The organism is bacterium, from assembly GCA_026414725.1.
Lineage (GTDB): Bacteria > Ratteibacteria > UBA8468 > B48-G9 > JAFGKM01 > JAAYXZ01.
Genome location: JAOAIL010000008.1, coordinates 1 through 25,246, shown reverse-complemented (window position 1 = coordinate 25,246; position 25,246 = coordinate 1). Strand labels below are relative to the sequence as shown.

The 25,246-nt window shown below is 34.2% G+C and carries 41 protein-coding genes; all 41 read right to left on the bottom strand.

All coding sequences use genetic code 11. The features are described 5' to 3' along the window. Positions 1 to 3 precede the first annotated feature (3 nt). Complete coding sequence (locus N3D17_04290) at positions 4 to 501, bottom strand: 3-isopropylmalate dehydratase small subunit (GenBank protein MCX8082596.1); 498 nt, start codon at positions 499 to 501, stop codon at positions 4 to 6. A 128-nt stretch (positions 502 to 629) separates the two neighbouring features. After that, positions 630 to 1,910: an ABC transporter permease gene (locus tag N3D17_04285; GenBank protein ID MCX8082595.1), complete on the bottom strand. Its 1,281-nt coding sequence runs from the start codon at positions 1,908 to 1,910 to the stop codon at positions 630 to 632. Between the two features lie 8 nt (positions 1,911 to 1,918). Then, a complete protein-coding gene (locus N3D17_04280; GenBank protein ID MCX8082594.1) occupies positions 1,919 to 2,602 on the bottom strand; it encodes an ABC transporter ATP-binding protein in 684 nt (227 codons plus the stop codon). A 3-nt stretch (positions 2,603 to 2,605) separates the two neighbouring features. Beyond that, positions 2,606 to 4,384, bottom strand: coding sequence for an efflux RND transporter periplasmic adaptor subunit (locus N3D17_04275; GenBank protein MCX8082593.1), 1,779 nt, complete (start codon positions 4,382 to 4,384; stop codon positions 2,606 to 2,608). Further along, on the bottom strand, positions 4,350 to 5,930 hold the full coding sequence (locus tag N3D17_04270) for a TolC family protein (GenBank protein ID MCX8082592.1): 1,581 nt from the start codon (positions 5,928 to 5,930) through the stop codon (positions 4,350 to 4,352). The genes N3D17_04275 and N3D17_04270 overlap by 35 nt, the downstream gene beginning before the upstream one ends. A 38-nt stretch (positions 5,931 to 5,968) precedes the next feature. Beyond that, a complete protein-coding gene (locus tag N3D17_04265) occupies positions 5,969 to 7,057 on the bottom strand; it encodes a Gfo/Idh/MocA family oxidoreductase (protein MCX8082591.1) in 1,089 nt (362 codons plus the stop codon). Between the two features lie 13 nt (positions 7,058 to 7,070). Beyond that, positions 7,071 to 8,330, bottom strand: a complete 1,260-nt coding sequence (gene purD / locus N3D17_04260) for a phosphoribosylamine--glycine ligase (GenBank protein ID MCX8082590.1) — start codon at positions 8,328 to 8,330, stop codon at positions 7,071 to 7,073. A gap of 22 nt (positions 8,331 to 8,352) precedes the next feature. After that, positions 8,353 to 9,069 carry a CPBP family intramembrane metalloprotease gene (locus tag N3D17_04255; GenBank protein MCX8082589.1) on the bottom strand — a complete coding sequence of 239 codons (717 nt, stop codon included), beginning with the start codon at positions 9,067 to 9,069 and terminating at the stop codon, positions 8,353 to 8,355. Beyond that, complete coding sequence (locus tag N3D17_04250) at positions 9,041 to 10,141, bottom strand: PilT/PilU family type 4a pilus ATPase (protein MCX8082588.1); 1,101 nt, start codon at positions 10,139 to 10,141, stop codon at positions 9,041 to 9,043. Before N3D17_04250 ends, N3D17_04255 begins: the two co-directional genes overlap by 29 nt. Continuing rightward, positions 10,134 to 10,322: a DNA-directed RNA polymerase subunit omega gene (locus tag N3D17_04245; GenBank protein ID MCX8082587.1), complete on the bottom strand. Its 189-nt coding sequence runs from the start codon at positions 10,320 to 10,322 to the stop codon at positions 10,134 to 10,136. The genes N3D17_04250 and N3D17_04245 overlap by 8 nt, the downstream gene beginning before the upstream one ends. Beyond that, complete coding sequence (gene rplQ / locus N3D17_04240; protein ID MCX8082586.1) at positions 10,319 to 10,672, bottom strand: 50S ribosomal protein L17; 354 nt, start codon at positions 10,670 to 10,672, stop codon at positions 10,319 to 10,321. The genes N3D17_04245 and rplQ overlap by 4 nt, the downstream gene beginning before the upstream one ends. Next, complete coding sequence (locus N3D17_04235; GenBank protein MCX8082585.1) at positions 10,669 to 11,661, bottom strand: DNA-directed RNA polymerase subunit alpha; 993 nt, start codon at positions 11,659 to 11,661, stop codon at positions 10,669 to 10,671. Before N3D17_04235 ends, rplQ begins: the two co-directional genes overlap by 4 nt. A gap of 26 nt (positions 11,662 to 11,687) precedes the next feature. Further along, the gene (gene rpsD / locus N3D17_04230; protein ID MCX8082584.1) at positions 11,688 to 12,320 is read right to left on the bottom strand and encodes a 30S ribosomal protein S4; all 633 of its coding nucleotides are present in this window, start codon (positions 12,318 to 12,320) and stop codon (positions 11,688 to 11,690) included. A gap of 24 nt (positions 12,321 to 12,344) precedes the next feature. Beyond that, a complete protein-coding gene (gene rpsK, locus N3D17_04225; GenBank protein ID MCX8082583.1) occupies positions 12,345 to 12,743 on the bottom strand; it encodes a 30S ribosomal protein S11 in 399 nt (132 codons plus the stop codon). 3 nt (positions 12,744 to 12,746) lie between these two features. Then, the gene (gene rpsM / locus N3D17_04220; protein MCX8082582.1) at positions 12,747 to 13,169 is read right to left on the bottom strand and encodes a 30S ribosomal protein S13; all 423 of its coding nucleotides are present in this window, start codon (positions 13,167 to 13,169) and stop codon (positions 12,747 to 12,749) included. 61 nt (positions 13,170 to 13,230) lie between these two features. After that, complete coding sequence (rpmJ, locus tag N3D17_04215) at positions 13,231 to 13,356, bottom strand: 50S ribosomal protein L36 (protein ID MCX8082581.1); 126 nt, start codon at positions 13,354 to 13,356, stop codon at positions 13,231 to 13,233. A gap of 24 nt (positions 13,357 to 13,380) precedes the next feature. Next, positions 13,381 to 13,599: a translation initiation factor IF-1 gene (gene infA, locus N3D17_04210; GenBank protein ID MCX8082580.1), complete on the bottom strand. Its 219-nt coding sequence runs from the start codon at positions 13,597 to 13,599 to the stop codon at positions 13,381 to 13,383. A 6-nt stretch (positions 13,600 to 13,605) separates the two neighbouring features. Beyond that, positions 13,606 to 14,346 (bottom strand): type I methionyl aminopeptidase, encoded by a 741-nt coding sequence (map, locus tag N3D17_04205; protein MCX8082579.1) that lies wholly within the window; start codon positions 14,344 to 14,346, stop codon positions 13,606 to 13,608. After that, positions 14,340 to 14,984: an adenylate kinase gene (locus N3D17_04200; protein ID MCX8082578.1), complete on the bottom strand. Its 645-nt coding sequence runs from the start codon at positions 14,982 to 14,984 to the stop codon at positions 14,340 to 14,342. The genes map and N3D17_04200 overlap by 7 nt, the downstream gene beginning before the upstream one ends. After that, positions 14,981 to 16,291, bottom strand: a complete 1,311-nt coding sequence (gene secY / locus N3D17_04195) for a preprotein translocase subunit SecY (GenBank protein MCX8082577.1) — start codon at positions 16,289 to 16,291, stop codon at positions 14,981 to 14,983. The genes N3D17_04200 and secY overlap by 4 nt, the downstream gene beginning before the upstream one ends. After that, complete coding sequence (gene rplO / locus N3D17_04190; GenBank protein ID MCX8082576.1) at positions 16,291 to 16,746, bottom strand: 50S ribosomal protein L15; 456 nt, start codon at positions 16,744 to 16,746, stop codon at positions 16,291 to 16,293. The genes secY and rplO overlap by 1 nt, the downstream gene beginning before the upstream one ends. Next, the gene (gene rpsE / locus N3D17_04185; protein ID MCX8082575.1) at positions 16,727 to 17,203 is read right to left on the bottom strand and encodes a 30S ribosomal protein S5; all 477 of its coding nucleotides are present in this window, start codon (positions 17,201 to 17,203) and stop codon (positions 16,727 to 16,729) included. The genes rplO and rpsE overlap by 20 nt, the downstream gene beginning before the upstream one ends. Continuing rightward, complete coding sequence (gene rplR, locus N3D17_04180) at positions 17,203 to 17,580, bottom strand: 50S ribosomal protein L18 (protein MCX8082574.1); 378 nt, start codon at positions 17,578 to 17,580, stop codon at positions 17,203 to 17,205. The genes rpsE and rplR overlap by 1 nt, the downstream gene beginning before the upstream one ends. After that, positions 17,577 to 18,143, bottom strand: a complete 567-nt coding sequence (rplF, locus tag N3D17_04175; GenBank protein ID MCX8082573.1) for a 50S ribosomal protein L6 — start codon at positions 18,141 to 18,143, stop codon at positions 17,577 to 17,579. Before rplF ends, rplR begins: the two co-directional genes overlap by 4 nt. Before the next feature lie 8 nt (positions 18,144 to 18,151). Continuing rightward, positions 18,152 to 18,547, bottom strand: a complete 396-nt coding sequence (rpsH, locus tag N3D17_04170) for a 30S ribosomal protein S8 (GenBank protein ID MCX8082572.1) — start codon at positions 18,545 to 18,547, stop codon at positions 18,152 to 18,154. A 10-nt stretch (positions 18,548 to 18,557) separates the two neighbouring features. Continuing rightward, complete coding sequence (locus N3D17_04165) at positions 18,558 to 18,743, bottom strand: type Z 30S ribosomal protein S14 (GenBank protein ID MCX8082571.1); 186 nt, start codon at positions 18,741 to 18,743, stop codon at positions 18,558 to 18,560. After that, positions 18,744 to 19,289 carry a 50S ribosomal protein L5 gene (gene rplE / locus N3D17_04160; protein ID MCX8082570.1) on the bottom strand — a complete coding sequence of 182 codons (546 nt, stop codon included), beginning with the start codon at positions 19,287 to 19,289 and terminating at the stop codon, positions 18,744 to 18,746. 1 nt (position 19,290) lies between these two features. Further along, on the bottom strand, positions 19,291 to 19,614 hold the full coding sequence (gene rplX, locus N3D17_04155; GenBank protein ID MCX8082569.1) for a 50S ribosomal protein L24: 324 nt from the start codon (positions 19,612 to 19,614) through the stop codon (positions 19,291 to 19,293). Further along, the gene (rplN, locus tag N3D17_04150; protein ID MCX8082568.1) at positions 19,615 to 19,983 is read right to left on the bottom strand and encodes a 50S ribosomal protein L14; all 369 of its coding nucleotides are present in this window, start codon (positions 19,981 to 19,983) and stop codon (positions 19,615 to 19,617) included. It abuts the gene before it with no gap. A gap of 1 nt (position 19,984) precedes the next feature. Next, a complete protein-coding gene (gene rpsQ, locus N3D17_04145) occupies positions 19,985 to 20,251 on the bottom strand; it encodes a 30S ribosomal protein S17 (GenBank protein ID MCX8082567.1) in 267 nt (88 codons plus the stop codon). Continuing rightward, a complete protein-coding gene (gene rpmC, locus N3D17_04140) occupies positions 20,223 to 20,441 on the bottom strand; it encodes a 50S ribosomal protein L29 (protein MCX8082566.1) in 219 nt (72 codons plus the stop codon). Before rpmC ends, rpsQ begins: the two co-directional genes overlap by 29 nt. 2 nt (positions 20,442 to 20,443) lie before the next feature. Continuing rightward, positions 20,444 to 20,881 (bottom strand): 50S ribosomal protein L16, encoded by a 438-nt coding sequence (rplP, locus tag N3D17_04135; protein MCX8082565.1) that lies wholly within the window; start codon positions 20,879 to 20,881, stop codon positions 20,444 to 20,446. Continuing rightward, positions 20,865 to 21,527 (bottom strand): 30S ribosomal protein S3, encoded by a 663-nt coding sequence (rpsC, locus tag N3D17_04130; protein MCX8082564.1) that lies wholly within the window; start codon positions 21,525 to 21,527, stop codon positions 20,865 to 20,867. Before rpsC ends, rplP begins: the two co-directional genes overlap by 17 nt. 1 nt (position 21,528) lies before the next feature. Continuing rightward, positions 21,529 to 21,870, bottom strand: coding sequence for a 50S ribosomal protein L22 (gene rplV / locus N3D17_04125; protein MCX8082563.1), 342 nt, complete (start codon positions 21,868 to 21,870; stop codon positions 21,529 to 21,531). A 15-nt stretch (positions 21,871 to 21,885) separates the two neighbouring features. Continuing rightward, positions 21,886 to 22,167 carry a 30S ribosomal protein S19 gene (rpsS, locus tag N3D17_04120; GenBank protein MCX8082562.1) on the bottom strand — a complete coding sequence of 94 codons (282 nt, stop codon included), beginning with the start codon at positions 22,165 to 22,167 and terminating at the stop codon, positions 21,886 to 21,888. 2 nt (positions 22,168 to 22,169) lie between these two features. Beyond that, positions 22,170 to 22,988, bottom strand: coding sequence for a 50S ribosomal protein L2 (rplB, locus tag N3D17_04115; GenBank protein MCX8082561.1), 819 nt, complete (start codon positions 22,986 to 22,988; stop codon positions 22,170 to 22,172). Next, the gene (gene rplW / locus N3D17_04110) at positions 22,975 to 23,259 is read right to left on the bottom strand and encodes a 50S ribosomal protein L23 (protein MCX8082560.1); all 285 of its coding nucleotides are present in this window, start codon (positions 23,257 to 23,259) and stop codon (positions 22,975 to 22,977) included. Before rplW ends, rplB begins: the two co-directional genes overlap by 14 nt. After that, complete coding sequence (rplD, locus tag N3D17_04105) at positions 23,249 to 23,902, bottom strand: 50S ribosomal protein L4 (protein ID MCX8082559.1); 654 nt, start codon at positions 23,900 to 23,902, stop codon at positions 23,249 to 23,251. The genes rplW and rplD overlap by 11 nt, the downstream gene beginning before the upstream one ends. Then, positions 23,899 to 24,534: a 50S ribosomal protein L3 gene (gene rplC / locus N3D17_04100; GenBank protein ID MCX8082558.1), complete on the bottom strand. Its 636-nt coding sequence runs from the start codon at positions 24,532 to 24,534 to the stop codon at positions 23,899 to 23,901. The genes rplD and rplC overlap by 4 nt, the downstream gene beginning before the upstream one ends. A gap of 83 nt (positions 24,535 to 24,617) precedes the next feature. Then, on the bottom strand, positions 24,618 to 24,929 hold the full coding sequence (gene rpsJ, locus N3D17_04095) for a 30S ribosomal protein S10 (protein MCX8082557.1): 312 nt from the start codon (positions 24,927 to 24,929) through the stop codon (positions 24,618 to 24,620). A 74-nt stretch (positions 24,930 to 25,003) separates the two neighbouring features. After that, positions 25,004 to 25,246: elongation factor Tu (tuf, locus tag N3D17_04090; GenBank protein ID MCX8082556.1), on the bottom strand; the 243-nt coding region annotated here is incomplete at its 5' end.

Here is a 25,246-nt window from a genome sequence, read left to right as displayed (position 1 = left end):
CTTTTATAATTTAAATCCCCTGTTTTCCTTTATATAATTAACCACTCCGCCTGTTTTTATAATTTTTAACATAAAATCAGGCAACACGGATGACTTTATAAAAGAACCTTTAGTGATATTCCTTATCTCGCCTTTTTCTACATCTACTTCTATTGTATCATCTGTGTCAATACTATCCGTATCTGCTTCTATAAGTACTAAACCTACATTTATACCATTTCTGAAAAATATCCTTGCAAAACTTTTTGCAATAACTGCAGGAATTCCTGCATATTTTATGACAAGGGGTGCCTGTTCCCTGCTTGACCCACATCCAAAATTTTTACCAGCAACAATGAAGTCTCCTTGTTTTACTTTTTTATAAAAGTCCGGGTCTATATCTTCCATCAGATGCGTAGCCAGTTCATTCATATCAAGTGTCTTGAATTTATACTTCCCTGAGATAATATAATCAGTATTTATATCATCTCCAAATTTATGTGCATTACCTCTCAATATCATTTTTCTCTTCTCCTGATAGTTAGTTAGAGTAGATATAGAAAAAAATAATACCATAGATTTCTTCTATGGACAAGTTCTTATTCAATATATAGGAGGTTTTTGATATCAATACATATTATAACTTTTTATTATTCATACCTCAGTGCCTGTATGGGGTCAAGATATGCTGCTTTTCGTGCAGGGTATATTCCAAATGTAATTCCGACTGCGACAGAGATTGTAAAGGCAAGCAATATTGCCCATGGAGTCAAAATTGTGGTCATCCCGGCAAGTTTTGTAACGATTTTAGGTATAATTATTCCTAACAATATCCCTATTAAACCACCGATAGAAGATAGGATAACTGCTTCTGTCAAAAACTGTTTTATAATATCCTTTCTTTTTGCTCCCAGTGCTCTTCTGATACCAATTTCTCTTGTCCTCTCCGTTACTGTTGCCAGCATAATATTCATAATTCCTATACCACCAACAATAAGAGAGATGGCAGCAATAGAACCAAGTACTATATTAAATATTTTTGCTGTATGTTCTGCCTGTTTTAATAATTGGAGTGGAACAAGAATTTCGTAGTCCTGCTGTTTATGGTTTGTTTTCAAAAGATCTTCAACTATTGCAGCTGTATTGATAATCTGAGACATATCTCGCACTTTTATTATGAAGCGATGGTATTTTACCCATGTCCTTTCTATTGCTCTCAATCCTACTCCTGTTCTTTCTCCAATAGTATATTCGCCATAATATATCCTTTGTGTAGTAAGTGGCATATAAACGTCAAAATTTATATCTTCTGCTTCAAATCCTGTACCTGAAGTAATGGACTTTTCTCCTGCAACTCCAATAACAATGAAATAATTTGAACCAATCCTTATGCTTTTACCGACTGCTTCTTCAAGAGGGAATAATTGATTTTTTATTGAGGAGCCTATTACTACATATGGCTTTATAAGTTCATTATCCACCTCATTGAAAAAACGTCCTTTAACCACCTGTAGATTCATTACAGAAAGATATTCAGGAGATGTTCCAACAATACGGGCAGAGATGTTTTTTTCAAGGTACCATACATCTCTTTTATCTTCCCATGTCGGTACAACAGTTTCAACAGATGGAATTGTTTCTATTCTTCTTAAATCCACAGGTGTCATTCCATAAGCAGGAAGCATTACTACCTGTTGTTGACCTGGTGGAGTTGGTGGTTTTACTGCCTTAACTATAATGTTATTACTACCAAGTTCTTTTATCTTTTCCCGTGCTTCATAACTTGCTCCTTCCCCAATAGCGAGCATAGCAATAACTGAAGCAACACCAAATATAATGCCCAGAGCAGTAAGTAGTGAACGTAATTTATGAAGGTATATATTTTTCCAACCCGCCTTTACAGTTCTCATTATATGTGATATGTTTACCATTATACCTCTCAGTCATTTATAATTTCACCGTCAAGTATTCTTATAGTTAATTTCCCATAAGCGGATATATTAATATCATGAGTAACGATAAAGAGGGTTGTTCCCTGTTTTTCATTCAGATTTTTTAAAAGTTCCATAATTTCCTTACCTGTTTTTGTATCTAAATTACCTGTTGGTTCATCAGCAAGAATGAAAGAAGGATTGTTTATCAATGCCCTGGCTATTGCTACTCTTTGTTGCTGCCCGCCTGAAAGTTCTGCGGGCTTATGTTTTATTCTGTCTCCAAGTCCTACTATATCTGCCATTTCTATTGATTTTTCTGTTATTATTTTCTCATCAATTCCCTGGTAGAAAAGAGGAAGTCCTATATTTTCTATTACTGTAAGATGGGGAATAAGATTATATGACTGGAAAATAAATCCAATCTTTCTGCTTCGTATCTCTGAAAGTTCATCATCATTTAAAGAAGATACCTCTTTCCCATCTATGTAATATCTTCCAGAAGTAGGTCTATCAAGACATCCGAGTATATTAAGAAGAGTTGTTTTGCCACTACCAGAAGGTCCCATAAGAGATATATGTGCTCCTTTTTCTATAGTAAGGAAGATGTTCTTAAGTACCGGAATCTGAAGATGACCGAGAGTATATGTCTTTGTTATATTTTCTAATTTAAGAATGTATTCCTTCTCCATCTATTATTCCATCCGTTCAGATGGTCTCCTGCTTCTATTAATATCTTCTTTTTTTATTCCTTTCTGTTTTTCATCTTCTATTGTATATGTACCTGTGGATTGTGCTTCATAAGGTGTTTTGTTTTCTATTGTAGATGATTGTACCTGTTGTGGCTGATTAGTTTTTTTTATTTCTGATGACTCCTGTTTAAAAACACCTTTTTCTTCTATCTCTGTTTTTCTCATAGTAGCAGTTATACCTGTCCCTGATTTGATAACAACCTGTTCTCCTTCTGAAAGACCTTTTTTTACTTCAACCATTGTCTCACTGCTTTCACCTAACTCTATTTTTCTGTCTGTTATATTGTTGTTTTTGAAGACCGTACAGTATGGTTCACCTGACTTAAAAAATACAGCATTGATAGGGATAGCAATAACATCCTTTAACTCCTTTATAAAAACCTCTACTTTAGCACTCATCCCAGGTTTAAGAAAATCTATACTTTTATCAAGTGCTATCCGTGTAACATATACATTTATATCTGGATTAAGAAATTTTAATGTGGTATCAGGCATAACAGAGATTTTTACAACTTTCCCTGTTAATATTATATCAGGAAACGCATCTATTTTAATTTGTGCTGGCATACCTGTTTTTATGTTTTTTATAGATGACTCATGTACTTTGATTTCCACTCCCATAGTGTTAAAATCAGGTAGGTTTAAAAGTTCCTGATACTGTCTTACCGAAGTCCCCGGCTGTATGGGAGATGAGGTTGCCCATGGTCTATCACTTGTAGCATATGTAACAAAACCAGGTCTGGTTGCTTTTATTGTACATTTATCTATCTGTTTCTCAATATCTTCCATATTGTTTTTGTTAAGTATGTAAGACGCTTTTTTACTTCTAAGATTTGCCTCACCCTGAATAATCTTTGCCTTTGCTGTTTCTTTTACACGTTCAAGTTGTAGTTTCGCTTCTCTGTAGTTTGATAGTAATTTCTCCACTTCTTTAGGAAACTCATACTGCAAAAATAGTCCATATTCAAGTTCTGCCTGTTCCTGCCTGACCTCTTTCTGTTTAAGTGAAAGTTTATCTGCTTCAAGTTCACTTTTTGTAACATATCCCTTCTCGGCAAGTTTTTCACTCCATTCAACGGTATCTTTTGCCCGAGCCACTTCTTCTTTTGCAAGGTCTATGTTATTTTCAAGAGTTCTTTTTCTATTCAGTGCATCACCGCCAAGTTTATTACTTTTAATTAAGGAAGGAATATCTACTTTATCACTGTTATCTACAATTTCCTTTACAAGAGTATCTCCTAAATATTTTTTTATGTCCATTTCAGCAAATCTTACATTTAGTTCTGCCTGGTTGATATTACTCTCGTTATCTTTTTTAAGGATTTCCATCTGTTGTTGTTCCTGTGTATAGGCGGCTAAACTGTTTTCTACTGTAATTTTCAATTGTTCTAACTTATCTACCAGGTCTTTTGAGTCAAGTTTTATAAGAACCTTTCCATTTTTAACATCTTCTTCTGTTATTTGTGTCCCCTCATCCACTACCTCAAGAATGTTTCTGGTCCCAGGAACTTCATTTACAATCTTTTGTGACTCAAGAGCTACAAGGTTTCCTCCTTCAATAACAGATATTGTAAGGTTCTGCCGTTTGACTGTATATAATATAAGCCCACTCGCTTTCCGTTTCTGCATCTGAATTTTTGTTCCAATGATAAATATAATGAGTAATGAAATTACCAGATATAAAAGTTTATTCTTTAACAGTATTTTTAACCATTTTGTCATATATCGCCTCCCACATGCCGTTTTCGTTTAAATCAAGCATTTCTGCAGAATTAAGGAATCTTAGGTATGATATGAGATAATTCACTACTGCTGTAGCAAGGTCGTTTTTAGCAGCGAGATATGCTTCTTCTGCTTCAAGAACGTCTCTTGTGGTGGCTCTCCCTGCCTGAAGTAAAAGGTCTGTGCTTTCTACTCTTCTTTTTGCAAGCAATAAACTATTTTGCTGGGTAAGATAACTCTGATAGTACTCTTCCAGATTTCTATATTGCTGATAGACCTCTAATATAACTGTATCCCTTTTATTCTCAAAATCCCTCTGTTTTCTATTAAGGTCAATAAGTGCTTTTTTATAATAATTTCTGTTGGGTATTTTATCTAAGGGAAGGTCAAACTCAATACCTGTTTTATAGGATGTTTCATTTAATTCAATATTTGGATAAGAATGTGCGTCAGTATTGCCTGTGATACGAACTATAAAATTTACTTCTGGTTTAAGACGGTTCAGTGCAACTTTGATTTTTCGTTTTGAATCTTCTACTCTATCATAGGAAGTAAGAAGATCCATACGTTTTTTTATTGCATTGTCAATATAACTTTTTAGATCAATCTGTGTTTCTATCAGTCCTGATTCTATCATATTTTCTATTAAGGTATCTTTTATGGAAATAGATGAGTTCGTTGAAAGTCCAAGAAAGACCTTGAAGTTATCAAGGGCTGATAGATAAGTGTTTTCAGCATTTACCCATCGCTGGTAAGCAGTATATTCATTCTGCTTTGCCTGGTCTACTTGAAGTGGTGGAATACGTCCTGCTGATGCAAGCATTTCTATTCTTTCTCTGGTATCTTTAATACTTTTATAGTTGTTATAGAAATTTTCCATTCTTTTTTGAAGGAGGATAATATTTAAAAATTTTTCAGATGTTTCAATAGCAAAATTTTTCTGATATTTTATAAAATCTCTTATTGTATAAACTGCTTCTCTTTCTGCTTGAATAAGGTCCTCCTGTGCAATTTCTCTTCCTGCCCCTTTTAACAATGGCTGGAGAATATCAAGTGAAACCATTGTTTGGAAGTCAGTTTTTTTATCACCTGTAAGATAACGTATGAAATCCTTTGTTATATCAAATGTAATCTGTGCTCCTGTAGCAAGCCATCTTAGTAATTTAAAGTTAACCTGTCCAGAGATATTCTTATCATCATTCCCTTCGTTGAAATACAAACCACCTCCAAATCCATATCTTGTTTTGAATAGATACCTTTGATAGGTAAGGTCCAGAATATTCAGATACACATCTTCTTGTTTTGACTTGTAGGTTCTGTTGTTATTTTTAGCAATGGATGTAGCAAGTTTTAAATCAATTATAAGTGTTTCTGAAGATGTTTTATCAGTAATAGTATTATCAGGCAGGATATCATTTTTAATTTGTTTCTGTTTTTCTTCAAGGATTAAAGAGACCTCTCTGTCTGCCGACTTTTCTATATAATGAGAAGTACATCCTGCCCCTAATAGAAAAAGAGATAAAAAAATCAGTACTTTTTTTTTCATTTTACATTAAACTTTAGACAGAAATACAAATTAATAGTTTAGTATATTCTAACTGGCTCTTTTTTTTCTGATGAGGTGTAGATTGCATCTATTATTTTCATAAGTATCACTGCCTCTTCAGGTTTAGAGTAAGGTTCTTCTTCTCCCTTTATACTTTTCACAAAATTAATAACCGCCCTTTCCCTTCCCATTTTTTCATCAGGTTCTGTTATTATCTTCCTGTTAACAGGTTTTCCATATTCCATTGTATAGATTTCACAGTCATCAATTGCTGTTTCATCTATACCATCCCTGTTGAATAATCGCCTTATCATTCCTCCTGCTTTGGTCCCCTGGAACGTTACGGAAACTTCTTCTCTTTTGTTCATTTCAGCCCAGCTATTCCTGGTAAAAAGGACCTGTCCTGTTTTAAACCTTATAAAACTTTGTGCAGATGTTTCAACATCCATTTTGCCACCTTCTACATCAGGAATACCCCAGGGGCCTTTAAAGTCAGGGTTACCTGAAAAATCGTTGAATATACCAGAAAGAACCCAATCAGGTTCAGGGAACTGCATAAAATAAAGGGCAAGGTCTATCATATGCAAAAGGTCTATTACAGGACCACCCCCTGAAAGAGATTTCTGTGTAAACCATCCTCCAAATCCAGGGATACCACATCTTCTTATCCAGAGTGCTTGGGCTGAATTTATTCTTCCGATATCTCCATTTTTTATGTATTTCATAAGTGCCTGTGCTTCTGGCCTTGCTCTGTTGTTGAAGTCAAACATTAATGTTTTCTTTTCTTTCTTGGCAATATCTACCATCTTTTCTGTTTCAGAAGAATTTAAGGCAGGTGGTTTTTCACAAAAAACATTTTTACCTGATATAAGGGATTTAACAACAGTTTCACAGTGTAGATAATTAGGGAGGCAGATACTGATACAGGATGCTTTTTGTTCTTCTTCCAGCATTTCTTCAAGAGAAGAATATACATTTTTTATTCCATAAAATTTTGCTTTTTCTTCTGCTCTTTTTACATCTAAATCAGCAATTCCTGTTATTTCTACACCTGCTTTGATATATCCCTGAATATGATAGTTAGCAATACCTCCTGCCCCTGCCACTATTGCTTTTATTTCGTTCATAATTACCTCCCTTTTATTTAAATTCTCCCTCAAATCCTATATCTTTTCTGAAATGCTTACCTTCAAAATCAATAGTATTAGCTGCTTCATATACTTTTCTTCTTATCTCTTCAAAAGTATTACCAGTTGAAGTTATGGCGATAACTCTACCTCCTGATGTGAGTATCTTTCCATTTTCTCTCTTTGTTCCTGCATGAAAAAGTATTACATCTTTGGCTTCTATATTTTCAATATTTTTTATCTCTTTATCTGTCGCATATTTACCTGGATAACCGGATGATGCAAGGACTACACATAATGATTTTTTATCACTCCATCTGATACAGCATCTTCTCAATGACTGTTCTGTCACCGCTTCCATTATTTCTATAAGATTACTTTCAAGACGAGGCAGTATTACTTGTGTTTCAGGGTCCCCAAACCGTACATTGTATTCCAGTACATAAGGACCGTTTTCTGTAAGCATTAATCCAAAATATAGAACCCCTCTATAATCAATATTTTCTTTCTGAAAACCTGTTATTGTGGGGAGAACGATATTTTTCTGTATCAGGTTTTCTATCTCTTTATTAAATATAGAAGGAGGGGAGTAACATCCCATTCCTCCTGTATTTGGTCCTTTGTCATCATCAAAAACCCTTTTGTAGTCCTTTGCAGGAACCATAGGTATAAAATGTAATGTATCTGTAAATATAAGATAAGACATTTCTTTACCTTCAAGACAATCTTCTATGACAACCTTTTGATTTTTACTTCCAAATATCCTGTCTATATAGATTTTTTTAAGAAAGTCATCTGCTTCATTGAATTCCTTTGCTACCAGAACGCCCTTTCCTGCTGCAAGACCATCGTATTTTATAACACAGGGGAAGGTTCTTTTTGAAAGAATATTAATACTTTTTTCATAACTGTCTGCTATTTCAAAGTCGGCTGTAGGGATTTTATATTTCTTCATAAATTCTTTAGCAAATGATTTTGATGCTTCCAGTTCAGATGCTTTTTTTACAGGTCCGAATATCTTCAGTCCTCTTTGCTGGAAAATGTCAGAAATACCTTCTGATAGAGGACCTTCAGGACCAACAACGGTAAGGTTGATATTATACTTCAGGGCTATATCTACAAGATATTCTGGTTTATCAGTGCCTGAAATGATGCATTCTGCAATATCGCAGATACCTCCGTTTCCTGGAACAGCAAATAATTGTATATTCTCATTGTCTTTCTTAATCTTCCATATAATTGCATGTTCTCTACCGCCACTGCCTATTACCATTATTTTCACTCTTCTGCCTCCTTTATGTATTATAAAAATATTTGGCAATTAAAACAATAATGGTAGTTAGAAAATTATTAAAAAAATGTACACTTATAGATAACCATAAATTTTCATATTTTTCAAAAAGATATGAAAGAAAAATTCCAAAAGTAAAAAGACCTGTAAGAACAAAAATCTCATTATGTAGAAGAGCAAAAATCAAAGAACTTAAAATTATGGATGCCTTTACAGAAAATCTCTTTTTTAATCCTGTATAGATAATACCTCGGAAGATTATTTCTTCTGCGAAAGGGGCTACTATACAACTCAAAATAAACATTATGAAAAGCAGATAAAAAGAATCTGTCTGAAAATAAATAAGCATAACCTGTTGTGGCTCTGGGGAAAATCCAATTTTTTTAAAAACTGCAAAAGAAATCCCCATTATAAATAGAAGGACTGGTAAAAAAAGAAAGTAATAATAAAATCCTTTAATAAAATAGTTAAACGGCTGGTTTAAAAGATAAGCAATATAGGTCTTATATCGTGTAAATATAAACCATAACAGTAGAACTGTCATAACAGATGATGAAAATAATGCCCATACTGTTATTAAAAGATTATCTGAAAGGAAAGATTTAATTTCTTTTGTAAAAAATGAAAAAAGCAGGGAAAAAATAATAATGAAAGAGGTTATACCTATTGCAACAGGAAAGTCAGGTAGAACATCACTCTCCGATAATTTTTGTATCTTCATCCAGGAAGATTCCTCTAAGATTCATTTCAAGTGTATGTGGTGCAGGGGATACTGCAAAGCCGGTTTCTTGACTTATTAAATCGCTCTGTATAAGTTTTACGAGATGCTGATTAAATGTCTGCATACCCACTTCTTTATCAGCAGCCATTGCAGAATATATCTTATTCATTTTGTTTTCCTGGATAAGTTTGGAGATTAGAGGAGTTACTACCATTACTTCGCAGACAGGTAAAAGCCCTTTTTCATCCTTGCGTGGAACAAGTTTTTGACATATGGATGCTCTAAGATGATATCCAATTGTTTTTCTTACCTGTTCCTGTTGAGAAGCAGGGAAAAAGTCCAGAATTCTTGCTATGGTTGAAAGTGTGTCAATAGTATGTAGTGTAGTGAATACTAAATGTCCTGTTTCACAGGCATTAACTGCTGCCTGAAATGTATCAACATCTCTTAATTCACCTATCAGTATTATATCAGGGTCTTCTCTTAAAACATGCTTCAGTGCTTCGCTAAAAGATAGCGTATCTATTCCTACTTCCCTTTGGTCAATGGTACATTTTTTATCTTTGTATAGATATTCTATAGGGTCCTCTATAGTTATGATATGTTTTTCTTCATTGTTGTTAATATGTTCTATCATTGTTGCAAGTGTTGTTGACTTTCCACAACCTGTGGGTCCTGTAACAAGGACTAAACCATCATGAAACATAGATATTTTTTCCAATACAGGAGGTAAATTTAATTCGCTGAAGGTAGGTATGATGTCTTTTATCCTTCTTAAGACAAGTCCTGTATATCCCCTCTGTTTGAAAGCATTAACTCTATATCTCCCAACATCAGGGTCATCAAAAGCAAAGTCGGCTTCTTTTACTTCTTCAAATCTATCTATGTGTTGCTGAGGCATTATCCTTTTTAGTATTAGGTCAATATCTTCCTTGCTAAACGGTTTTTCCCAATCCTCAACGGTTTTTAGTTCTTTTCTAATACGTAGAATAGGTTTTCTTCCAAACTTTATATGAAGGTCGGATGCATCCCGTTCTTTCATGATTTGCAGTAATGAAAGAAATTTATCCATTTCCTTCTCCGTATTCCAAAAATTCTTCCATTACATTCTGAATAGGGTCTTTTTCTTTAATATTAGACGAAACAGGAGCTCCATTTAGTACTTGATGCGCTCTCTCTGCTAATTTACAAATCAATTCGTATATATTGGCTTTTTTATCAAATTTATCCAGTAATTTAATATTTCTGTTCATTTTTCTACAAGTTTTATTATTGCCATATCGGCACTGTCACCCGTCCTTTTTGGAAGTTTAATTATCTGTGTATATCCACTGTTTCTGTCTTTATATCTTTCTGCTATCTCTTTTATCTTTTTTAGTGTGGGTGGATGATTTATAATAGTATTTATTCGTCTATAACTTGCAATGTCTCCTTTTTTACTGATAGTTATTATTTTTTCTATGGCTCTCTGTAGTTCTTTTGATTTTGTTAAAGTTGTTTCTATTTTCGTATGCTGAAAAAAGGAGATAAGCATGTTTCTTATAAGTGCTTTTCTATGCGATTTTGTTCTACCGAGTTTTCTTATATCTTTTTTGTGTCTCATTTTTCTGCCTCTTGTTTTTCTAATTCTTTTTCTGTTTTAAGTTGAAGTCCCATATCTTTTAATATACTTTCCAGTTCAGAAATAGATTTTTTACCTAAGTTTTTAATCTCTTCCAGTTTCTCTCTCGGGGTGGAAAGCAAGTCTTTTAATGTTTCTATTTTTGCTGATGATAATCCGTTGAGTATACGTGTATTAAGTTTAAGTTCAGATATGGATTTATTTAAATCGACACCATGTTTCTTTTCTGTTTCTGATACCTTATCCTGAATCTCTTCAACGTCTCCTAATTTCTGCTGGTCTCTTACAATGGAAAAATGATGACTCATAAGTTCCGTTGCTGCTTTTAAAGCATCCTGAGGTGATATTGCACCAGTTGTCCATATCTCAAGGATTAACTTTTCATAGTCCACAAACTGCCCTACTCTTGTATTTTCAACATCAAAGGATACCTTTCTTACAGGAGAGAAAATACCATCCATAAGGATAGTTCCTACCGGAGGAGCAGGTCTGATAAGTTTCATCTTTTCATATGGAAGATATCCTCTTCCTTTGCTAATTTCAATTTGAAATTTAAGGTTTTTCCCTGGCATTAAAGTAGCAATGTGAAGGTCCTTATTTAAAACCTCCGCGCTATTATCATTGATTAAATCACCTGCACATATCTCTTCCTTTCCATTTATCTCTATCTCCGGTGTCATATGGGGAAACTCAGAAATCAATGGTTTCAACACAACTTGTTTTATGTTCATCACTATCTCTACTACATCTTCTTTAACCCCTTTGATTGTTGTGAATTCATGTGAGACCCCATCTATTTTAATAGCTGTTATTGCAATTCCCTCAATAGATGAAAGTAATACCCTCCTTAAAGTATTTCCTAATGTTGTTCCATAACCTCTTTCAAGTGGTTCAATTACTACCTTTCCATAATTATCTCTATATGTTTCTTTTTCCCAAATCACCCTTTCCGGAAATATAAATTCTTTCATGTCTTCTCCTTTTTGGAGTTCTTGGATTATTTAGAATAAAAGTTTACTATCAGCTGTTCATCTATAGGTAATGTTACCTCGCCCCTTTCAGGTTCCCTTACAATCTCTATGACAATATTTTCATTATCAATTTTCAACCATGAAGGAACTATACGGTTTTTATATTCCTCAATACATTCCTTAACTATTGCTGTATATTTGCTGTTAGGACGAAGTTTTATTACATTACCAGGTTTTACAATATAACTTGGTCTATCAACTCTTTTCCCATTAATCATTATTTCACCATGGGCTATTGCTTGTTTTGCCATCCTTCTGGAATAGAACCAATTTGCTCTGTATATTGCATTATCCAGACGACTCTCTAAAATTTTAAGAAGATTTTCACCTGTTACCCCTTTTTTTCTTTTTGCTATCTCAAAATATCTTCGAAATTGTTGTTCCAGAACACCATAATAAAATTTCACTTTGTTTTTTTCCATTAATTGTAGTCCGTATTCAGATAGTTTTTTTCTTTTTAAAGAAGAAACACTCTTCTTCTTTTTCCCTTCATGAGGGGAAAGGGGACATTTTGCTGTTTCACATCTTCTACCTTTAAGATACAGCTTTTCTCCATATTTTCTGCATATTTTACATACAGGTTTACTTACCTTTGCCATTTTCTTTCTCTCCTTTAATCTATTTTATACCCTTCTCCGTTTTGGTGGTCGGCATCCGTTATGAGGAATAGGCGTAATATCTTTTATCGATATAACATCAAGTCCTGCTGATTGTAATGCCCTGATAGCGGTTTCTCTCCCAGGTCCAGGACCTTTAACAAACACATCCACTTCTTTCATATTAAACATCGTCTGTGCCTTCCTTGCGATATTTTCTGCTATCAACTGGGCGGCAAAGGGAGTGCCTTTCCTCGTTCCTTTAAAACCAACAGTTCCTCCACTGCCCCACAAAAGTACTCTTCCATCCATGTCTGTAATTGTTACTACAGTATTGTTGAATGTTGCTTTTATATGAGCAACTCCTCTTCCTATTTCAACATTTTTCTTTCGCTTCTTTACATATTTTTTCTTATTTTCAGCCATTTTTTATCCCTCTTTTTTTGTCTCTTCTCTTTGTGTTTTAATTGCTTTTCTCGCTGCCTTGTCTCTTATAACACCTACTGTTTTTCTGGGACCCTTTCTTGTTCGTGCATTAGATCTTGTTCTTTGTCCCCTTACAGGAAGTGAAAGGCGATGTCTTATCCCTCTGTAAGTATTTATGTCTATCAATCTTCTTATATTTTCCGTAACTTCCTTGCGCAGGTCCCCTTCTATGGTATAATTCTTCTGTAAGAATGCCGCTATCTTTCCTATTTCTTCTTCTTTTAATTCTTTTACTTTTTTATTCCCATCAATACCTGTAGATGTAAGTATCTTTTTGGCTGTAGTTCTGCCAATACCATAGATATAGGTCAATGAAATCTCTACTTTTTTATTATCCGGTATCTCTACTCCTAATATTCTTGCCATTTTATGCTCCCTTTAATATTAAAAAGCAATAAACTAAATCTGATAAAGATTTTAAATATTTTTACCCCTGTCTTTGTTTATGCCGTTGTCCATCCTGTGGATTGCTACAAACAACCCGTATCTTACCTTTTCTTCTAACAATTTTACATTTCGGACATATTTTTTTTACAGATGCTCTCACCTTCATTTTTTACACCCTTTTCCTTTCAATTTATAATCTTTTTATTATTCTTCCCCTTGTCAAATCATATGGCGATATTTCTACCAATACCTTATCTCCAGGGATTATTTTGATATAATACATTCTCATTTTTCCGCATAAATAAGCTGTTATCGTATGTCCATTTTCTAATTCTACCAGGAAAGCAGTTCCTGGTAGTGCTTTTGTAATAGTCCCTTCCACTCTTATTTTTTCCTCTTTTTGTTCCATAAACATTCATGCGGTCAGTATTTCATAACCTTCTTTTTTAATTAATATACAGTTTTCGTAGTGGGCTGCAAAACCTCCATCTTTAGTTACTACAGTCCATCCATCTTCCATTATTTTTACAGAGGAGGAAAATTCTGTTATCATCGGTTCTATGGCAATAACCATGTTTTCCCTAAGTAATTCTCCTGTTCCATACTGTCCGAAGTTAGGAACTTCAGGATATTCATGAAGTTCTTTACCTATTCCATGTCCAGCAAAGTCTTTCACTACAGAAAAACTATTATGTGTTACAAAATCTTCTATGACTGCTCCAATATCACCCGTTCTTTTTCCATCTATCGCCATATAAAGACATCTGTTAAATGATTCTCTCGCTACATCTATCATCTTTTTATGTACATCTTGTACCTTACCGATAGGAAATGTGTCTGCACAATCGCCATAGTACCCATCATATATCACACCTATATCAATAGAAACAATATCCCCTTCTTTTAACATTTTCTCTTTTGAAGGGATACCATGCACAACCTCTTCATTTACTGATACACAGAGCATAGCAGGATAACCTCTGTAATTTTTAAAAGCAGGTACTACTTTATGTTTTTTAAATAACTTTTCTGCCTTTTTTTCTATATCGTATGTAGTTATTCCTTCTTTAATCATCTCTCCTAATTCTATAAGGATAAGTTTACATATTCTACATGCAACCCTTATCTTTTCTATCTCTTCCTTTGTTTTTACCATTCAGTAACTTTCTTTATCTCTGATAAAGTGTCTTTAAGATTGCCTTCACCATTAACCATAAAAAGTAGTTTTTTCGTTTTGTAATATTCTATCAAAGGTGATGTGAGTTCTTTATAAATATCTAACCTTTTCCTTACCACATCTTCCCTATCATCTATTCTTTGAATAAGTTTACCACCGCATACATCACATATGTTTTCTTTTATAGGTGGTAGATTTATAAGATGATAAATCTTTCCACAACTTTCACATACCCTTCTTAAAGAGAGACGTTTTACTAAAAACTCATCATCTGCTTTTAGATAGATTACCTTTACATCATTATTATCAAGTAATCTGTCAAGCATCTTTGCCTGATTTATAGTTCTTGGAAAACCATCCAGTATAAAACCATTGTCATATCTTTGTTTATCCAATTCTTTTTCAATCATTTCTATAACAATCTCATCAGGAACAAGTTCCCCTGACTCTACATATTTTTTTGCTTGCTTCCCTATCTCTGTTTCCTTTTTCAAATTTTCTCTTAGAATATCCCCTGAAGAGATAAGAGGTATTTCCCATTTTTCACTTAAAGAACTTCCAACTGTTCCTTTTCCTGCCCCAGGAGGGCCAAGCAATATAAGTATCCTTTTCTTCATTTTTTTGCTTTCTTAAGAAATCCTTGATAATGCCTTACAAGGAGATGTGCTTCAACCTGTCTCAATGTTTCAATTAAAACTGAAACAATAATCATTACGCCTATACCACCAAATAAACTTGCTACTATGTAAGGGATTCTTTTGTAAACATGCATAATAACATACGGAAAAATTGCAATTGCTGTGAGCATTAGAGAACCAGGTAAAGTCAGACGATTCAGAATTCTTTCCAAGTATACTGCTGTTGATTTTCCTGGTCTTATACCCTGTATAAAGCCACCATATTTTTTTAGGTCATCCGCTACATTATCAGGATTAAAGATAATACTTGCATAAAAATAGCAGAAGAATATGGTGAGTATAGCATAAAGTAACATTCCTACTCCACCTGTAGGAGATAGCAAACTCGCTATTTTTTGTAAAATCCTGTTTGTAGAAAAAGATAGAAAGGTAGCAGGGAAGGTAAGGATTGATATAGCAAAGATAAGGGGAATAACCCCTCCCTGATTGAGTTTAATCGGAAGATATGTTGTCTGTCCTCCATAAACCTTTCTGCCCACTACCCTTTTAGCATATTGAACAGGTATTCTTCTTTCGCTTTCATTTATTATAATTGCAAATGCAACAACAAGAAAGATTAGAATTATCATAATCAATACAGCAAAGAAACTGATTTCACCTGCTGCAACTAACTGTACGACTCTGTGAAAAGCAACAGGCATTCTTGAAAGGATACTTGCTGTGATTATTAAAGATATACCATTTCCTATCCCTTTTTCTGTTATCTGTTCACCTAACCACATAAGAAATATAGTTCCTGTAGTAAGGGTTACAACAGTAATGAATCTAAAAAGCCAGCCAGGATTTGGAACAATGACTATTTCACCAAAATGTGCAGGATTTTCAAGCCATATACTAATGGCAAGTCCTTGAAATATACATAGCCCTACGGTTCCAAATCTTGTAATCTGTGTAAGTTTTCTGCGCCCTTCTACTCCACTCCGTCGTAGATTGTCAAAATAAGGTATTATAGATGTTAACAGTTCAAGAATAATAGAGACACTTATATAAGGCATTATTCCGAGTGCAAAGATAGTTGCATTACTGAGTGCTCCGCCTGAGAAAAGGTCAGCAAGTCCGAGTAATGTATTCGGGATATGCTCAAAAAATTTTGCCAGAGCTTTCCCATCTATTCCTGGAGATGGAACATAACAACCTATTCTATACACGGTTAAAAGCAGAATAGATATAATAATTCTTTTTCTCAGGTCTGGAATTTTAAAACTATCTCTAAAACCTTCTAACATTACTTCTCCTCTTTCTTAATTTTAATCAACTTTCCACCTGCTTTTTCTATCTTCTGCTTTGCTTTATCTGAAAACATATGTGCATGAATTTCAATTTTTTTCTTTAAAATACCTTTTCCTAAAATTTTTACCATGATTCCCTTTTTTATAATCCCTTTCTCTTTAAGAATCTCAGGAGTTACCACAGCATTTTCATCAAATGTTTTCTCTATCCTATCTAGATTAACAGTTTCTGGATAAATCTTTTTCAGGTGAGTAAAGCCATACTTTGGTAATCTTCTTATCAATGGCATCTGCCCGCCTTCAAAATTATAGGGAAGAGAAAACCCCTTTCTCGCTTTATGTCCTTTATGTCCTCTCGTGGAAGTTCCTCCATGTCCTGAGCTATCTCCTCTACCAACACGTTTTCTCTTATGTTTTGACCCTGCTGGTGGTTTAATCAGTTCTAACTTCATCTTCTTCCTTCCTTTTTAGTTTCAAAAGTGCTTTTATTGTGGCATTTATTACATTTAGAGGGTTTGTGGAACCAAATGATTTACAGGTAATATCTGAGATACCGCAAACTTCAAAAAATGCACGCATGGCTCTTCCAGCAACCATCCCATGTCCACGAACCGCTGGTTTTATAACTACACGTGAGGCGCCAAACTTTGCAGAAACTTCATGAGGTATAGTGGTTTCTTTAATAGGCACTGCTATCATATGTTTTTTTGCCTTCTCTGTTGCTTTCCTTATAGCTTCTGGGACCTCAGCGGCTTTCCCTATTCCAAAACCTGCTTTTCCTTTACCATCGCCAACGACTACAAGTGCTCTGAAATTAAGATTTTTGCCACCTTTTGTAACTTTCATTACTCTTCTTATTTCAACCACTACCTGTCTTTCTTCACTCGTATCAAATACTTGTTCCCTCATCAGAATTTTAACCCTCCTTTTCTTGCAGCTTCAGCAAAAGCTTTTACTCTACCTCCATATTTATAACCACTTCTATCAAAAACAACTTTAGTAATTCCTTTCTCTGTACACTTTCTTGCAAAAATTTCTCCTAATCTCTTTGCTCCTTCAACATTATATCCTTTTGTCTTATCTGGTTTGTTCTCCTTGAATTCTGAAGATAAACTTGAAACAGTTAATAAAATTTTACATGGGTAGTGTTCATCGTTCACAAGGGAAGCATAAAATCCCTTATTACTTCTAAATATAACTACCCTCGGGACTTCTGATGTGCCAGATATTTTCTTTTTTACCCTTAAATGCCTTTTTTTTCTTCGTGCCTCTTTTGTAATTTTCATTGTGTTGCTCCTACACCGGTTTTTCCTGCTTTATGTCTTACGTACTCGCCACGATATCGTATACCTTTACCTTTATAAGGTTCTGGTGGAAATATTGCCCTTACAGTTGCTGCAAAATTCCCTACTTTTTCTTTGTCCATACCTCTTATAAAAATCATTGTATTTCTCACAACTTCTACTTCAATACCTTCAGGGATATCAATTTCTACAGGTAGTGTGAACCCCAGCGTTAATACTAATTTCTTACCTTGGACTTCCCCTTTATATCCAACGCCATGTAATTCCAGTACCTTTTCAAATTTTTCATTTACTCCTTTTATTTTATTTAGAATTATTCGTCTTAAAAGTCCCTGTAATGCCTCTGTTTTTCTATATAATTTTCTATTTTCGGATGGGATTAGATTTTTAAGTGTTATAGAGCTATTCTCTAAAACTACTTCTATTTCTGAAGGAATTTTCTGTTCTAATTTCCCTGCTCTTCCTTCAAAAATAAGATTGTTCTCTTCTTTTTTCACCTTTACCCCTTCAGGTATTAAAATTGGTTTTTTACCTAATCTTGCCATGTTTTACCTCACCATATGTAAAATAAGAGCTCTCCACCTATTCCTGTTTCTTTTGCCTTTTTGCTGCTTAAGATTCCTTTTGATGTTGAAAGAACTGCTATTCCATACCCGGATTTGATTTCAGGAATTGTGTCTCTATCCACATATATCCTTCTACCAGGTTTACTAATTCTTTTTATTTCAGTAATTGCTTTTTTCTTCCCAGAGTATAACAGAAAAACTTTAAGATTTTTTACCTTCTCTTCTTCAGCAATTACATAGTCCTTTATAAACCCTTCTTCTTTTAAAACCTTAATAATCTCTTCTTTAAAACTACTGTACGGTATAGATATAAAATCCTTTTTCACTAAATTTCCATTTCTTATTCGGGTAATCATATCTGCTATAGGGTCTGTCATTACCATCTTATTCCTCCTACCAACTTGCTTTTTTTATACCAGGAATTTCACCTTTAGATGCAAGTTCTCTGAAGCATATCCTGCATATTCCAAATTTTCTATAATAAGACCTCGGTCTGCCACATTTCCAGCATCTGTTTTTTTTCCTTACAGAGAACTTTGGTTCCCTCTTCATCTTTTCAAAAAAACATTTTCTTGCCAATTATTCCTCCCTGATAGGAAATCCTAATTTTTTTAAAAATATAACTGTTTCTTTTCCTGTTTTAGCAGTGGTTATGATACTAACGTTTAGTCCTTTTACTTTGTATATTGTATTATAATCAATTTCAGGGAAAATGATATGTTCCTTAATTCCAATAGTATAACCGCCTTTATTATCTGTTGAATTTGGAGGTAGTCCATTAAAATCTCTTACACGGGGTAAAGCAACTGTAATCATTCTATCAATAAATTCATACATTCTGTTGCCTCTCAGTGTTACCATAACTCCACATATATCGCCTTTCCTTAAGTTAAAACCAGCGATTGACTTACGCGCTCTGGTGATTACAGGTTTCTGTCCAGTAATTAAAGATATTTCTTTCTGAATTGATTCAACAAGTTTTGCATCCTTATTATCTTTTCCTATTCCTGCGTTCACAACAACTTTTATAAGACGTGGTACCTGATACTGGTTTTTATAACCCATAATCTTCATCATCTCAGGTACAACCTTTTCCTTATAATATATTTTTAACCGTGGTTCCATATTATTTTACCTCTACAATTTCATTACATTTCTTACAGTATCTTGTTTTTGTTCCGTCCTGAAGAATTTTTATCCCCAATCTTGTTGGTTTAGAACATTTCATACAGAAGAACATTACATTAGAGCAGGAAATTGGCTTTTCCATCTGGATAATACCACCCTGTTTATCAACATCTTTAGGTCGTGTATGTTTACGGACAAAATTTATACCTTCAACGAGTATTTTACTTTCTTCAGGGAAAACCTTTATTACCCTACCTTTTTTACCTCTGTCTTTACCTTTTATTACCTGTACAAAATCACCCTTTCTGATTTTATATCCCATTTACAGTACCTCCGGTGCCAGAGATATAATTTTTGTAAATTGTTTATCTCTTAATTCTTTAGGGACAGGTCCGAAGACCCTTGTCCCCCTCGGGTTTTTTTCATTGTCTATTATAACAGCACAGTTATGGTCAAATTTAATTATTGAACCATCAGGTCTCCTTATTGGTTTTACTGTTCTTACGATAACTGCCTTAACCTTTTCTTTTTTCTTTACAATTCCATCAGGAATAGCATCTTTCACACTGGCAACAACTATATCACCTACATTAGCATATCTTTTGCGTGAATATCCAGGAATTCCAATTACCATTATTTTTTTTGCCCCTGTGTTATCTGCTACCATCAAAATTGATCTTAATTGGACCATCTTACCTCTCTTCCCCTCTTTCTAAAATATCAACTATTTTCCATCGTTTTAGTTTACTTAAAGGTCTGCTTTGAATAATTCTTACTGTATCTCCTTGCTTAGATAGATTTTTTTCATCATGAGCTAATACTTTTTTTCTTTTTCTGAAATATTTTTTATAAATTGGATGTTGTACTCTCCTTTCTATAAGTACAACCCTTGATTTATCCATTTTACTACTTAATACTTCACCAATCTTTTCAACTTTTTTCTTTTTTTCTGCTTCCATGTTTTTCCCCAATAATAGTTTTCAAAATAGCTATCTCCTTCTTATGTTTTTTTATAACAGAAAAATCCTTTATTTGTCCTATCCGTAATTGATGTTTTATTTTATATAATTGTCCTTGCAATTCTAATATTCTTGAGTTTATCTCTTCAGTAGTCGCTTCACGCCATTTTTTAAGTTCTTCTTTTTTCATTTTTACATCTCTTCTTTTATATTTTTAACTATTAGTCTTTTAACTATCTTGGTTTTCAATGGTATTTTATGAGAAGCTCTTCTTAATGCTTCTACTGCCATATCTTCTGAAACGCCTCCAATTTCATAAAGAATCTTGCCAGGTTGTACCACTGCAACCCAGTGGGATACATCTCCTTTTCCTTTACCCATACGACTTTCCGCTGGTTTTTTTGTAACTGGTTTATCAGGGAAGATTCTTAACCATAATTTGCCACGGTTTTTCAAATGATGAGTAATAGCAATTCTACCTGCTTCAATCTGGGTATTAGTAACCCATCCAGGTGCAATTGTTTGCAATCCATAATCTCCATAAAATAGTGTATTACCTCTACTTGCTTTTCCTTTCGTCCTGCCTCTTTGCGCCTTCCTGTATTTGACTCTTTTAGGCATTAACGGCATCTTGCTTCTCCTGTTCAGTGTTGTTTTCTAAAATATCTCCGAGGTAGACCCATACTTTAAGTCCTACGGTTCCAGACCTTAGAAATGCTACGGACACAGCATAATCCACTTTTGCTCTTAATGTATGAAGAGGAACCTTCCCTTCTTTGTATAATTCAGACCTTGCAATTTCAGTACCACCTATCCTTCCACTTATTCTTATTTTTATACCCTGTGCTCCTGATTGTAAAGCAAGAGCCATAGCTTTTTTTATTACTTGCCGATGAGGTAGTCGTTTTTCTAACTGCATTGCTATAGAGTCAGCTAAAAACTGAGCACTGAGTCCTGGGGTTATTTCTAATACATCTATACTTACCTGTTTCTTAAACATTTGATATATTTCATCCCTCACCATATCAATTTCAGAACCTTTTCTTCCCAGTACTACACCTGGTCTTGTTGTATGGATTTTTATTATCAATTTATCTGTCTTCTCAATCTCTATCTTACTTATAGTTCCGCGGGGATACCTTCTGAATAGATATTCTCTTATAGATACATCTTCCTTCAATGATTCTTTAAACTCTTTTTTACCTGCAAACCAGTTTCCCTTCCACCTTTCTACTATACCTATTCTCAGTCCTACTGGATTTACTTTCTGTCCCATTTTATTTATCTCTCCGTTGAATTTCTTCAAGAACAACAGTAATATGACTTGTTCTTCTTTTTATCATTACTGCACGTCCCATAGTTGCGGCACGGAACCTCTTTAAAGCCGGTCCCTCTTCTACTCTGATATTTTTTATTTTCCATTCACTTTCGGGTGATTTCTGTTTTCCATTTGATATTGCAGATTTTACTACTTTTTCTAAACTTTTACTTGCTCTTCTGGAAATGCTTCTTATAATAGATAGTGCTTCATTAACTTCTCTACCTATTAATGGTTTCACTATCTCTCTTACTTTCCTTGGACTGTGTCTTACATATTTGGCTCTTGCCATAACTTCCATCTAAACACCTCTTCGTTATGTTTTTTCTTTCGTCTTTTCAGTATGTGCTCCATGTCCCCTGAATGTCCTTGTATATGCAAATTCTCCCAGACGATGTCCTACCATATTTTCTGTGATATATACATTTATAAATGTTCTACCGTTGTGAACAGCAAAGGTATGTCCGACAAATTCAGGTATTATTACTGAAGCCCTTGCCCATGTTTTTATAATATCTTTCTTCCCACTTTCCTTGCTCTTCCTTATCTTTTTTAGTAGATTTTCATCTACATAAGGTCCTTTTTTCTTAGATCTCATTTTTATCTCCGTCTCTGCAATATCTTACTACTTGATGGTTTTTTCTTATTTCTTGTCTTATATCCCTTTGCAGGTACACCTGTGGGGCTTTGTGAGATATTTCCTTTTCCTCTACCTTCACCACCACCGTGTGGATGGTCAACTGGGTTCATTGCAGAACCTCTTACAGTTGGTCTTATACCCATGTGTCTCTTTCTTCCTGCTTTACCTATAGATATATATTTATTTTCAGGATTACTTACCTGTCCTATAGTGGCCATACAGTTTATGTCAAAAAGTCGAACCTCTCCAGATGGAAGACGTACCTGAGCATATTGTTCACCCTTAACCATAAGTGTAGCAAGGGTACCTGCTGCTCTTACAATCTTCCCTCCTTTTCCAGGGGTAATTTCTAGATTGTAAATCTGAACGCCTTCCGGGATATTTTTAAGAGGTAATCTATGTCCTGGTTTTATTTCTGCATCTTCACCACATTTAATAATATCACCTATATTTAATCCAATAGGAGCTATAATATAACTTTTAATCCCATCATAATAATGAATGAGTGCTATTCTTGCTGAACGGTTAGGGTCATATTCAATACTTACAACTTTTCCGGGAATTCCCTGCCTGCCTTTAAAATCAATCAACCTGTAACGTCTTTTATGACCGCCACCTCTATGTCTTGCAGTAATAACACCCTGGTTGTTTCTCCCGCCTTTTTTCCTCATACCTCTAACGAGCGATTTTTCAGGTTTATCTCTTGTAATTTCTGAAAAATCAGGAAGTATTGTATGTCTCTGTCCTGGTGTTATAGGTTTTAACTTACGTAATGGCAATTTTATCCCCCTCTTTCAGTGTTACTATAACTTTTTTATATCCTGATTTATAACCCTCAATTCTAAATCTATAATTCTTTTTTTTAGGAGGTATATTGACTATATTTATCTTTTCTACTTTCACATTATAAATTCCTTCTATTGCTTCTTTTATCTGTGTTTTTCGTGCTTTCTTGTCAACTTTAAAAGTATACTTATTATCTGCCATTGCTCCTGTTGTTTTTTCTGTAACAAGAGGAAACTTTATAATGTTAAAATATTTACTTCTCATTATGGTCTCCTCCTAAAAAGTTTTTTATAGCGTCAAAAGTATTTTTATCTGCAATTATTTTATCAACGTTAATAATAGTATATGCATTTAATCTTTCTGGAAGATCATATTTTACAGATTTTATGTTTCTCAATGACTTTACAATTACATTGTTTTTCCATTGTTCATTATTTAATATAAAAAGAACCTTTTTGCCATTATATCCCAGTTTTTTAAGGAAGTCAGCAAAAATTTTTGTTCTGGGTTTTTCAATATTTTCCGTTATGAAAAGCGCAAGAGCATCTTCTTGTATTTTGCATTTTAGTGCTTCTCTCAGAGCTATCTTTCTAACTTTTTGGGGAATACATTGTCTGTAATTTCTCGGTTTAGGACCAAAAACCACTCCTCCATGACGCCATAAAGGAGTTCTTATAGAGCCAACTCTCGCACGTCCTGTTCCTTTTTGTCTCCAAGGTTTCTTACCACTTCCTGAAACTTCACCTCTAGTTTTGGTAGAAGATGTACCCTGTCTTTGATTTGCTAGATAGGCTGTTATGTAATAGTAAATAACATTTTGATTTGGTGTACCACCTACAAGCTCTTCTGACAAGAACTCTTCCCCTATTATCTCTCCCGCCATATTATAAGTATTTATTTTCTTCATTTTTTCAATGCCTTCTTTATAACTATACATCCGTTACATGGACCGGGGACTGCCCCTTTTATAAGTAGAATGTTTTCATCAGGAATAACCTTAACAATCTGTAAATTCTGTACAGTTACCCTTCTGTTTCCCATATGTCCAGCCATACGTTTACCTTTAAGAACTCTCGGTGGAGTTGTACCACCTATAGAGCCAGGAGCTCTATGTGACATAGAACCATGAGTTGCAGGACCGCCGGTAAATTTATGTCGCTTTACAACTCCCTGAAATCCCTTACCAATAGATGTTCCTGTAATATCAACATATTCCATTTCTTTGAATATATCAACTGTGAGTTTTTGTCCGATATTAAAATTAGCAATTTCACTATCACTTTTTAATCGTATTTCTTTTAAAATTCTCATAGGAGGTACCCCTGCTTTTTTAAAACAACCGAGCATTGGTTTGTTTAATTTTTTCTCCGGTACTTCTTCAAAACCAAGTTGAATGGATGTATATCCATCATCCCCTGATCTTTTAATATCTGTTATATAACAGGGTCCTGCCTTTATTATAGAGACAGGTACAACAGAACCATCGTCTTTGTATATTCTACTCATCCCTATCTTTTTACCTATCAAACCAATATTCATTTTAATCCTCTAATAAATTATCTCCCTTATTACTTCAGGAGAGTTACAAAAGGTAGGACTTCTCCTACATAAACATCCTCTTTTCAACTCAATTTCATTTCAACCTCTACACCTGCAGGTAAACTCAATCTGCTCAGTGAGTCAACTGTTCTCGCTGTTGGTTCTATTACATCTATTATTCTTTTATGAATTTCTAACTGAAACTGTTCTCTACTTTTTTTATTTACATGAGGAGACCTCAACACAGTGTATATCTCCCTTTTTGTTGGCAGGGGAATAGGTCCAGATACTTTTACTCCTGTTTTTTTCAACATTTCAACAATCTCTTTAGCTGACCTGTCAAGTACCCTGCAATCAAAAGACCTCAGTTTTATTCGCATCCTTTTTTTCTCCATACTTTTAAAGTCCTTTCTACTCGCAATAAAAATTTATTATAACATAAAATTTTGCTCTTGCAAATTTTTTTTAATTATTTAATTATTTCAGTTACAGCGCCTGCTCCTACAGTTTTTCCGCCCTCTCTTATAGCAAATCTCTGGCCTTTTTCAAGAGCGACAGGATAGATAAGTTCTACCTCCATTTCTATATTATCACCTGGTATAACCATTTCTACACCTTCTGGCAATTTTATCTGTCCTGTTACATCAGTGGTTCTTATATAGAATTGTGGTCTGTAACCGGTGAAGAATGGTTTGTGCCTACCACCTTCCTC

Bases quoted from the DNA above. Each gene is read 5' to 3' on its own strand.
- N3D17_04290 (MCX8082596.1), bottom strand. From the start codon at position 501: ATGATATTGAGAGGTAATGCACATAAATTTGGAGATGATATAAATACT.
- N3D17_04285 (MCX8082595.1), bottom strand. From the start codon at position 1,910: ATGGTAAACATATCACATATAATGAGAACTGTAAAGGCGGGTTGGAAA.
- N3D17_04280 (MCX8082594.1), bottom strand. From the start codon at position 2,602: ATGGAGAAGGAATACATTCTTAAATTAGAAAATATAACAAAGACATAT.
- N3D17_04275 (MCX8082593.1), bottom strand. From the start codon at position 4,384: ATGACAAAATGGTTAAAAATACTGTTAAAGAATAAACTTTTATATCTG.
- N3D17_04270 (MCX8082592.1), bottom strand. From the start codon at position 5,930: ATGAAAAAAAAAGTACTGATTTTTTTATCTCTTTTTCTATTAGGGGCA.
- N3D17_04265 (MCX8082591.1), bottom strand. From the start codon at position 7,057: ATGAACGAAATAAAAGCAATAGTGGCAGGGGCAGGAGGTATTGCTAAC.
- purD (MCX8082590.1), bottom strand. From the start codon at position 8,330: ATGGTAATAGGCAGTGGCGGTAGAGAACATGCAATTATATGGAAGATT.
- N3D17_04255 (MCX8082589.1), bottom strand. From the start codon at position 9,069: ATGAAGATACAAAAATTATCGGAGAGTGATGTTCTACCTGACTTTCCT.
- N3D17_04250 (MCX8082588.1), bottom strand. From the start codon at position 10,141: ATGGATAAATTTCTTTCATTACTGCAAATCATGAAAGAACGGGATGCA.
- N3D17_04245 (MCX8082587.1), bottom strand. From the start codon at position 10,322: ATGAACAGAAATATTAAATTACTGGATAAATTTGATAAAAAAGCCAAT.
- rplQ (MCX8082586.1), bottom strand. From the start codon at position 10,672: ATGAGACACAAAAAAGATATAAGAAAACTCGGTAGAACAAAATCGCAT.
- N3D17_04235 (MCX8082585.1), bottom strand. From the start codon at position 11,661: ATGAAAGAATTTATATTTCCGGAAAGGGTGATTTGGGAAAAAGAAACA.
- rpsD (MCX8082584.1), bottom strand. From the start codon at position 12,320: ATGGCAAAGGTAAGTAAACCTGTATGTAAAATATGCAGAAAATATGGA.
- rpsK (MCX8082583.1), bottom strand. From the start codon at position 12,743: ATGGCTGAAAATAAGAAAAAATATGTAAAGAAGCGAAAGAAAAATGTT.
- rpsM (MCX8082582.1), bottom strand. From the start codon at position 13,169: ATGGCAAGAATATTAGGAGTAGAGATACCGGATAATAAAAAAGTAGAG.
- rpmJ (MCX8082581.1), bottom strand. From the start codon at position 13,356: ATGAAGGTGAGAGCATCTGTAAAAAAAATATGTCCGAAATGTAAAATT.
- infA (MCX8082580.1), bottom strand. From the start codon at position 13,599: ATGGAACAAAAAGAGGAAAAAATAAGAGTGGAAGGGACTATTACAAAA.
- map (MCX8082579.1), bottom strand. From the start codon at position 14,346: ATGGTAAAAACAAAGGAAGAGATAGAAAAGATAAGGGTTGCATGTAGA.
- N3D17_04200 (MCX8082578.1), bottom strand. From the start codon at position 14,984: ATGAAGAAAAGGATACTTATATTGCTTGGCCCTCCTGGGGCAGGAAAA.
- secY (MCX8082577.1), bottom strand. From the start codon at position 16,291: ATGTTAGAAGGTTTTAGAGATAGTTTTAAAATTCCAGACCTGAGAAAA.
- rplO (MCX8082576.1), bottom strand. From the start codon at position 16,746: ATGAAGTTAGAACTGATTAAACCACCAGCAGGGTCAAAACATAAGAGA.
- rpsE (MCX8082575.1), bottom strand. From the start codon at position 17,203: ATGAGGGAACAAGTATTTGATACGAGTGAAGAAAGACAGGTAGTGGTT.
- rplR (MCX8082574.1), bottom strand. From the start codon at position 17,580: ATGAAAATTACAAAAGAGGCACGAAGAAAAAAAAGGCATTTAAGGGTA.
- rplF (MCX8082573.1), bottom strand. From the start codon at position 18,143: ATGGCAAGATTAGGTAAAAAACCAATTTTAATACCTGAAGGGGTAAAG.
- rpsH (MCX8082572.1), bottom strand. From the start codon at position 18,547: ATGGTAATGACAGACCCTATAGCAGATATGATTACCCGAATAAGAAAT.
- rplE (MCX8082570.1), bottom strand. From the start codon at position 19,289: ATGGAACCACGGTTAAAAATATATTATAAGGAAAAGGTTGTACCTGAG.
- rplX (MCX8082569.1), bottom strand. From the start codon at position 19,614: ATGGGATATAAAATCAGAAAGGGTGATTTTGTACAGGTAATAAAAGGT.
- rplN (MCX8082568.1), bottom strand. From the start codon at position 19,983: ATGGTCCAATTAAGATCAATTTTGATGGTAGCAGATAACACAGGGGCA.
- rpsQ (MCX8082567.1), bottom strand. From the start codon at position 20,251: ATGGAAGCAGAAAAAAAGAAAAAAGTTGAAAAGATTGGTGAAGTATTA.
- rpmC (MCX8082566.1), bottom strand. From the start codon at position 20,441: ATGAAAAAAGAAGAACTTAAAAAATGGCGTGAAGCGACTACTGAAGAG.
- rplP (MCX8082565.1), bottom strand. From the start codon at position 20,881: ATGCCGTTAATGCCTAAAAGAGTCAAATACAGGAAGGCGCAAAGAGGC.
- rpsC (MCX8082564.1), bottom strand. From the start codon at position 21,527: ATGGGACAGAAAGTAAATCCAGTAGGACTGAGAATAGGTATAGTAGAA.
- rplV (MCX8082563.1), bottom strand. From the start codon at position 21,870: ATGGAAGTTATGGCAAGAGCCAAATATGTAAGACACAGTCCAAGGAAA.
- rpsS (MCX8082562.1), bottom strand. From the start codon at position 22,167: ATGAGATCTAAGAAAAAAGGACCTTATGTAGATGAAAATCTACTAAAA.
- rplW (MCX8082560.1), bottom strand. From the start codon at position 23,259: ATGAGAAGTAAATATTTTAACATTATAAAGTTTCCTCTTGTTACAGAA.
- rplD (MCX8082559.1), bottom strand. From the start codon at position 23,902: ATGAAGAAAATAAATACTTATAATATGGCGGGAGAGATAATAGGGGAA.
- rplC (MCX8082558.1), bottom strand. From the start codon at position 24,534: ATGAATATTGGTTTGATAGGTAAAAAGATAGGGATGAGTAGAATATAC.
- rpsJ (MCX8082557.1), bottom strand. From the start codon at position 24,929: ATGGAGAAAAAAAGGATGCGAATAAAACTGAGGTCTTTTGATTGCAGG.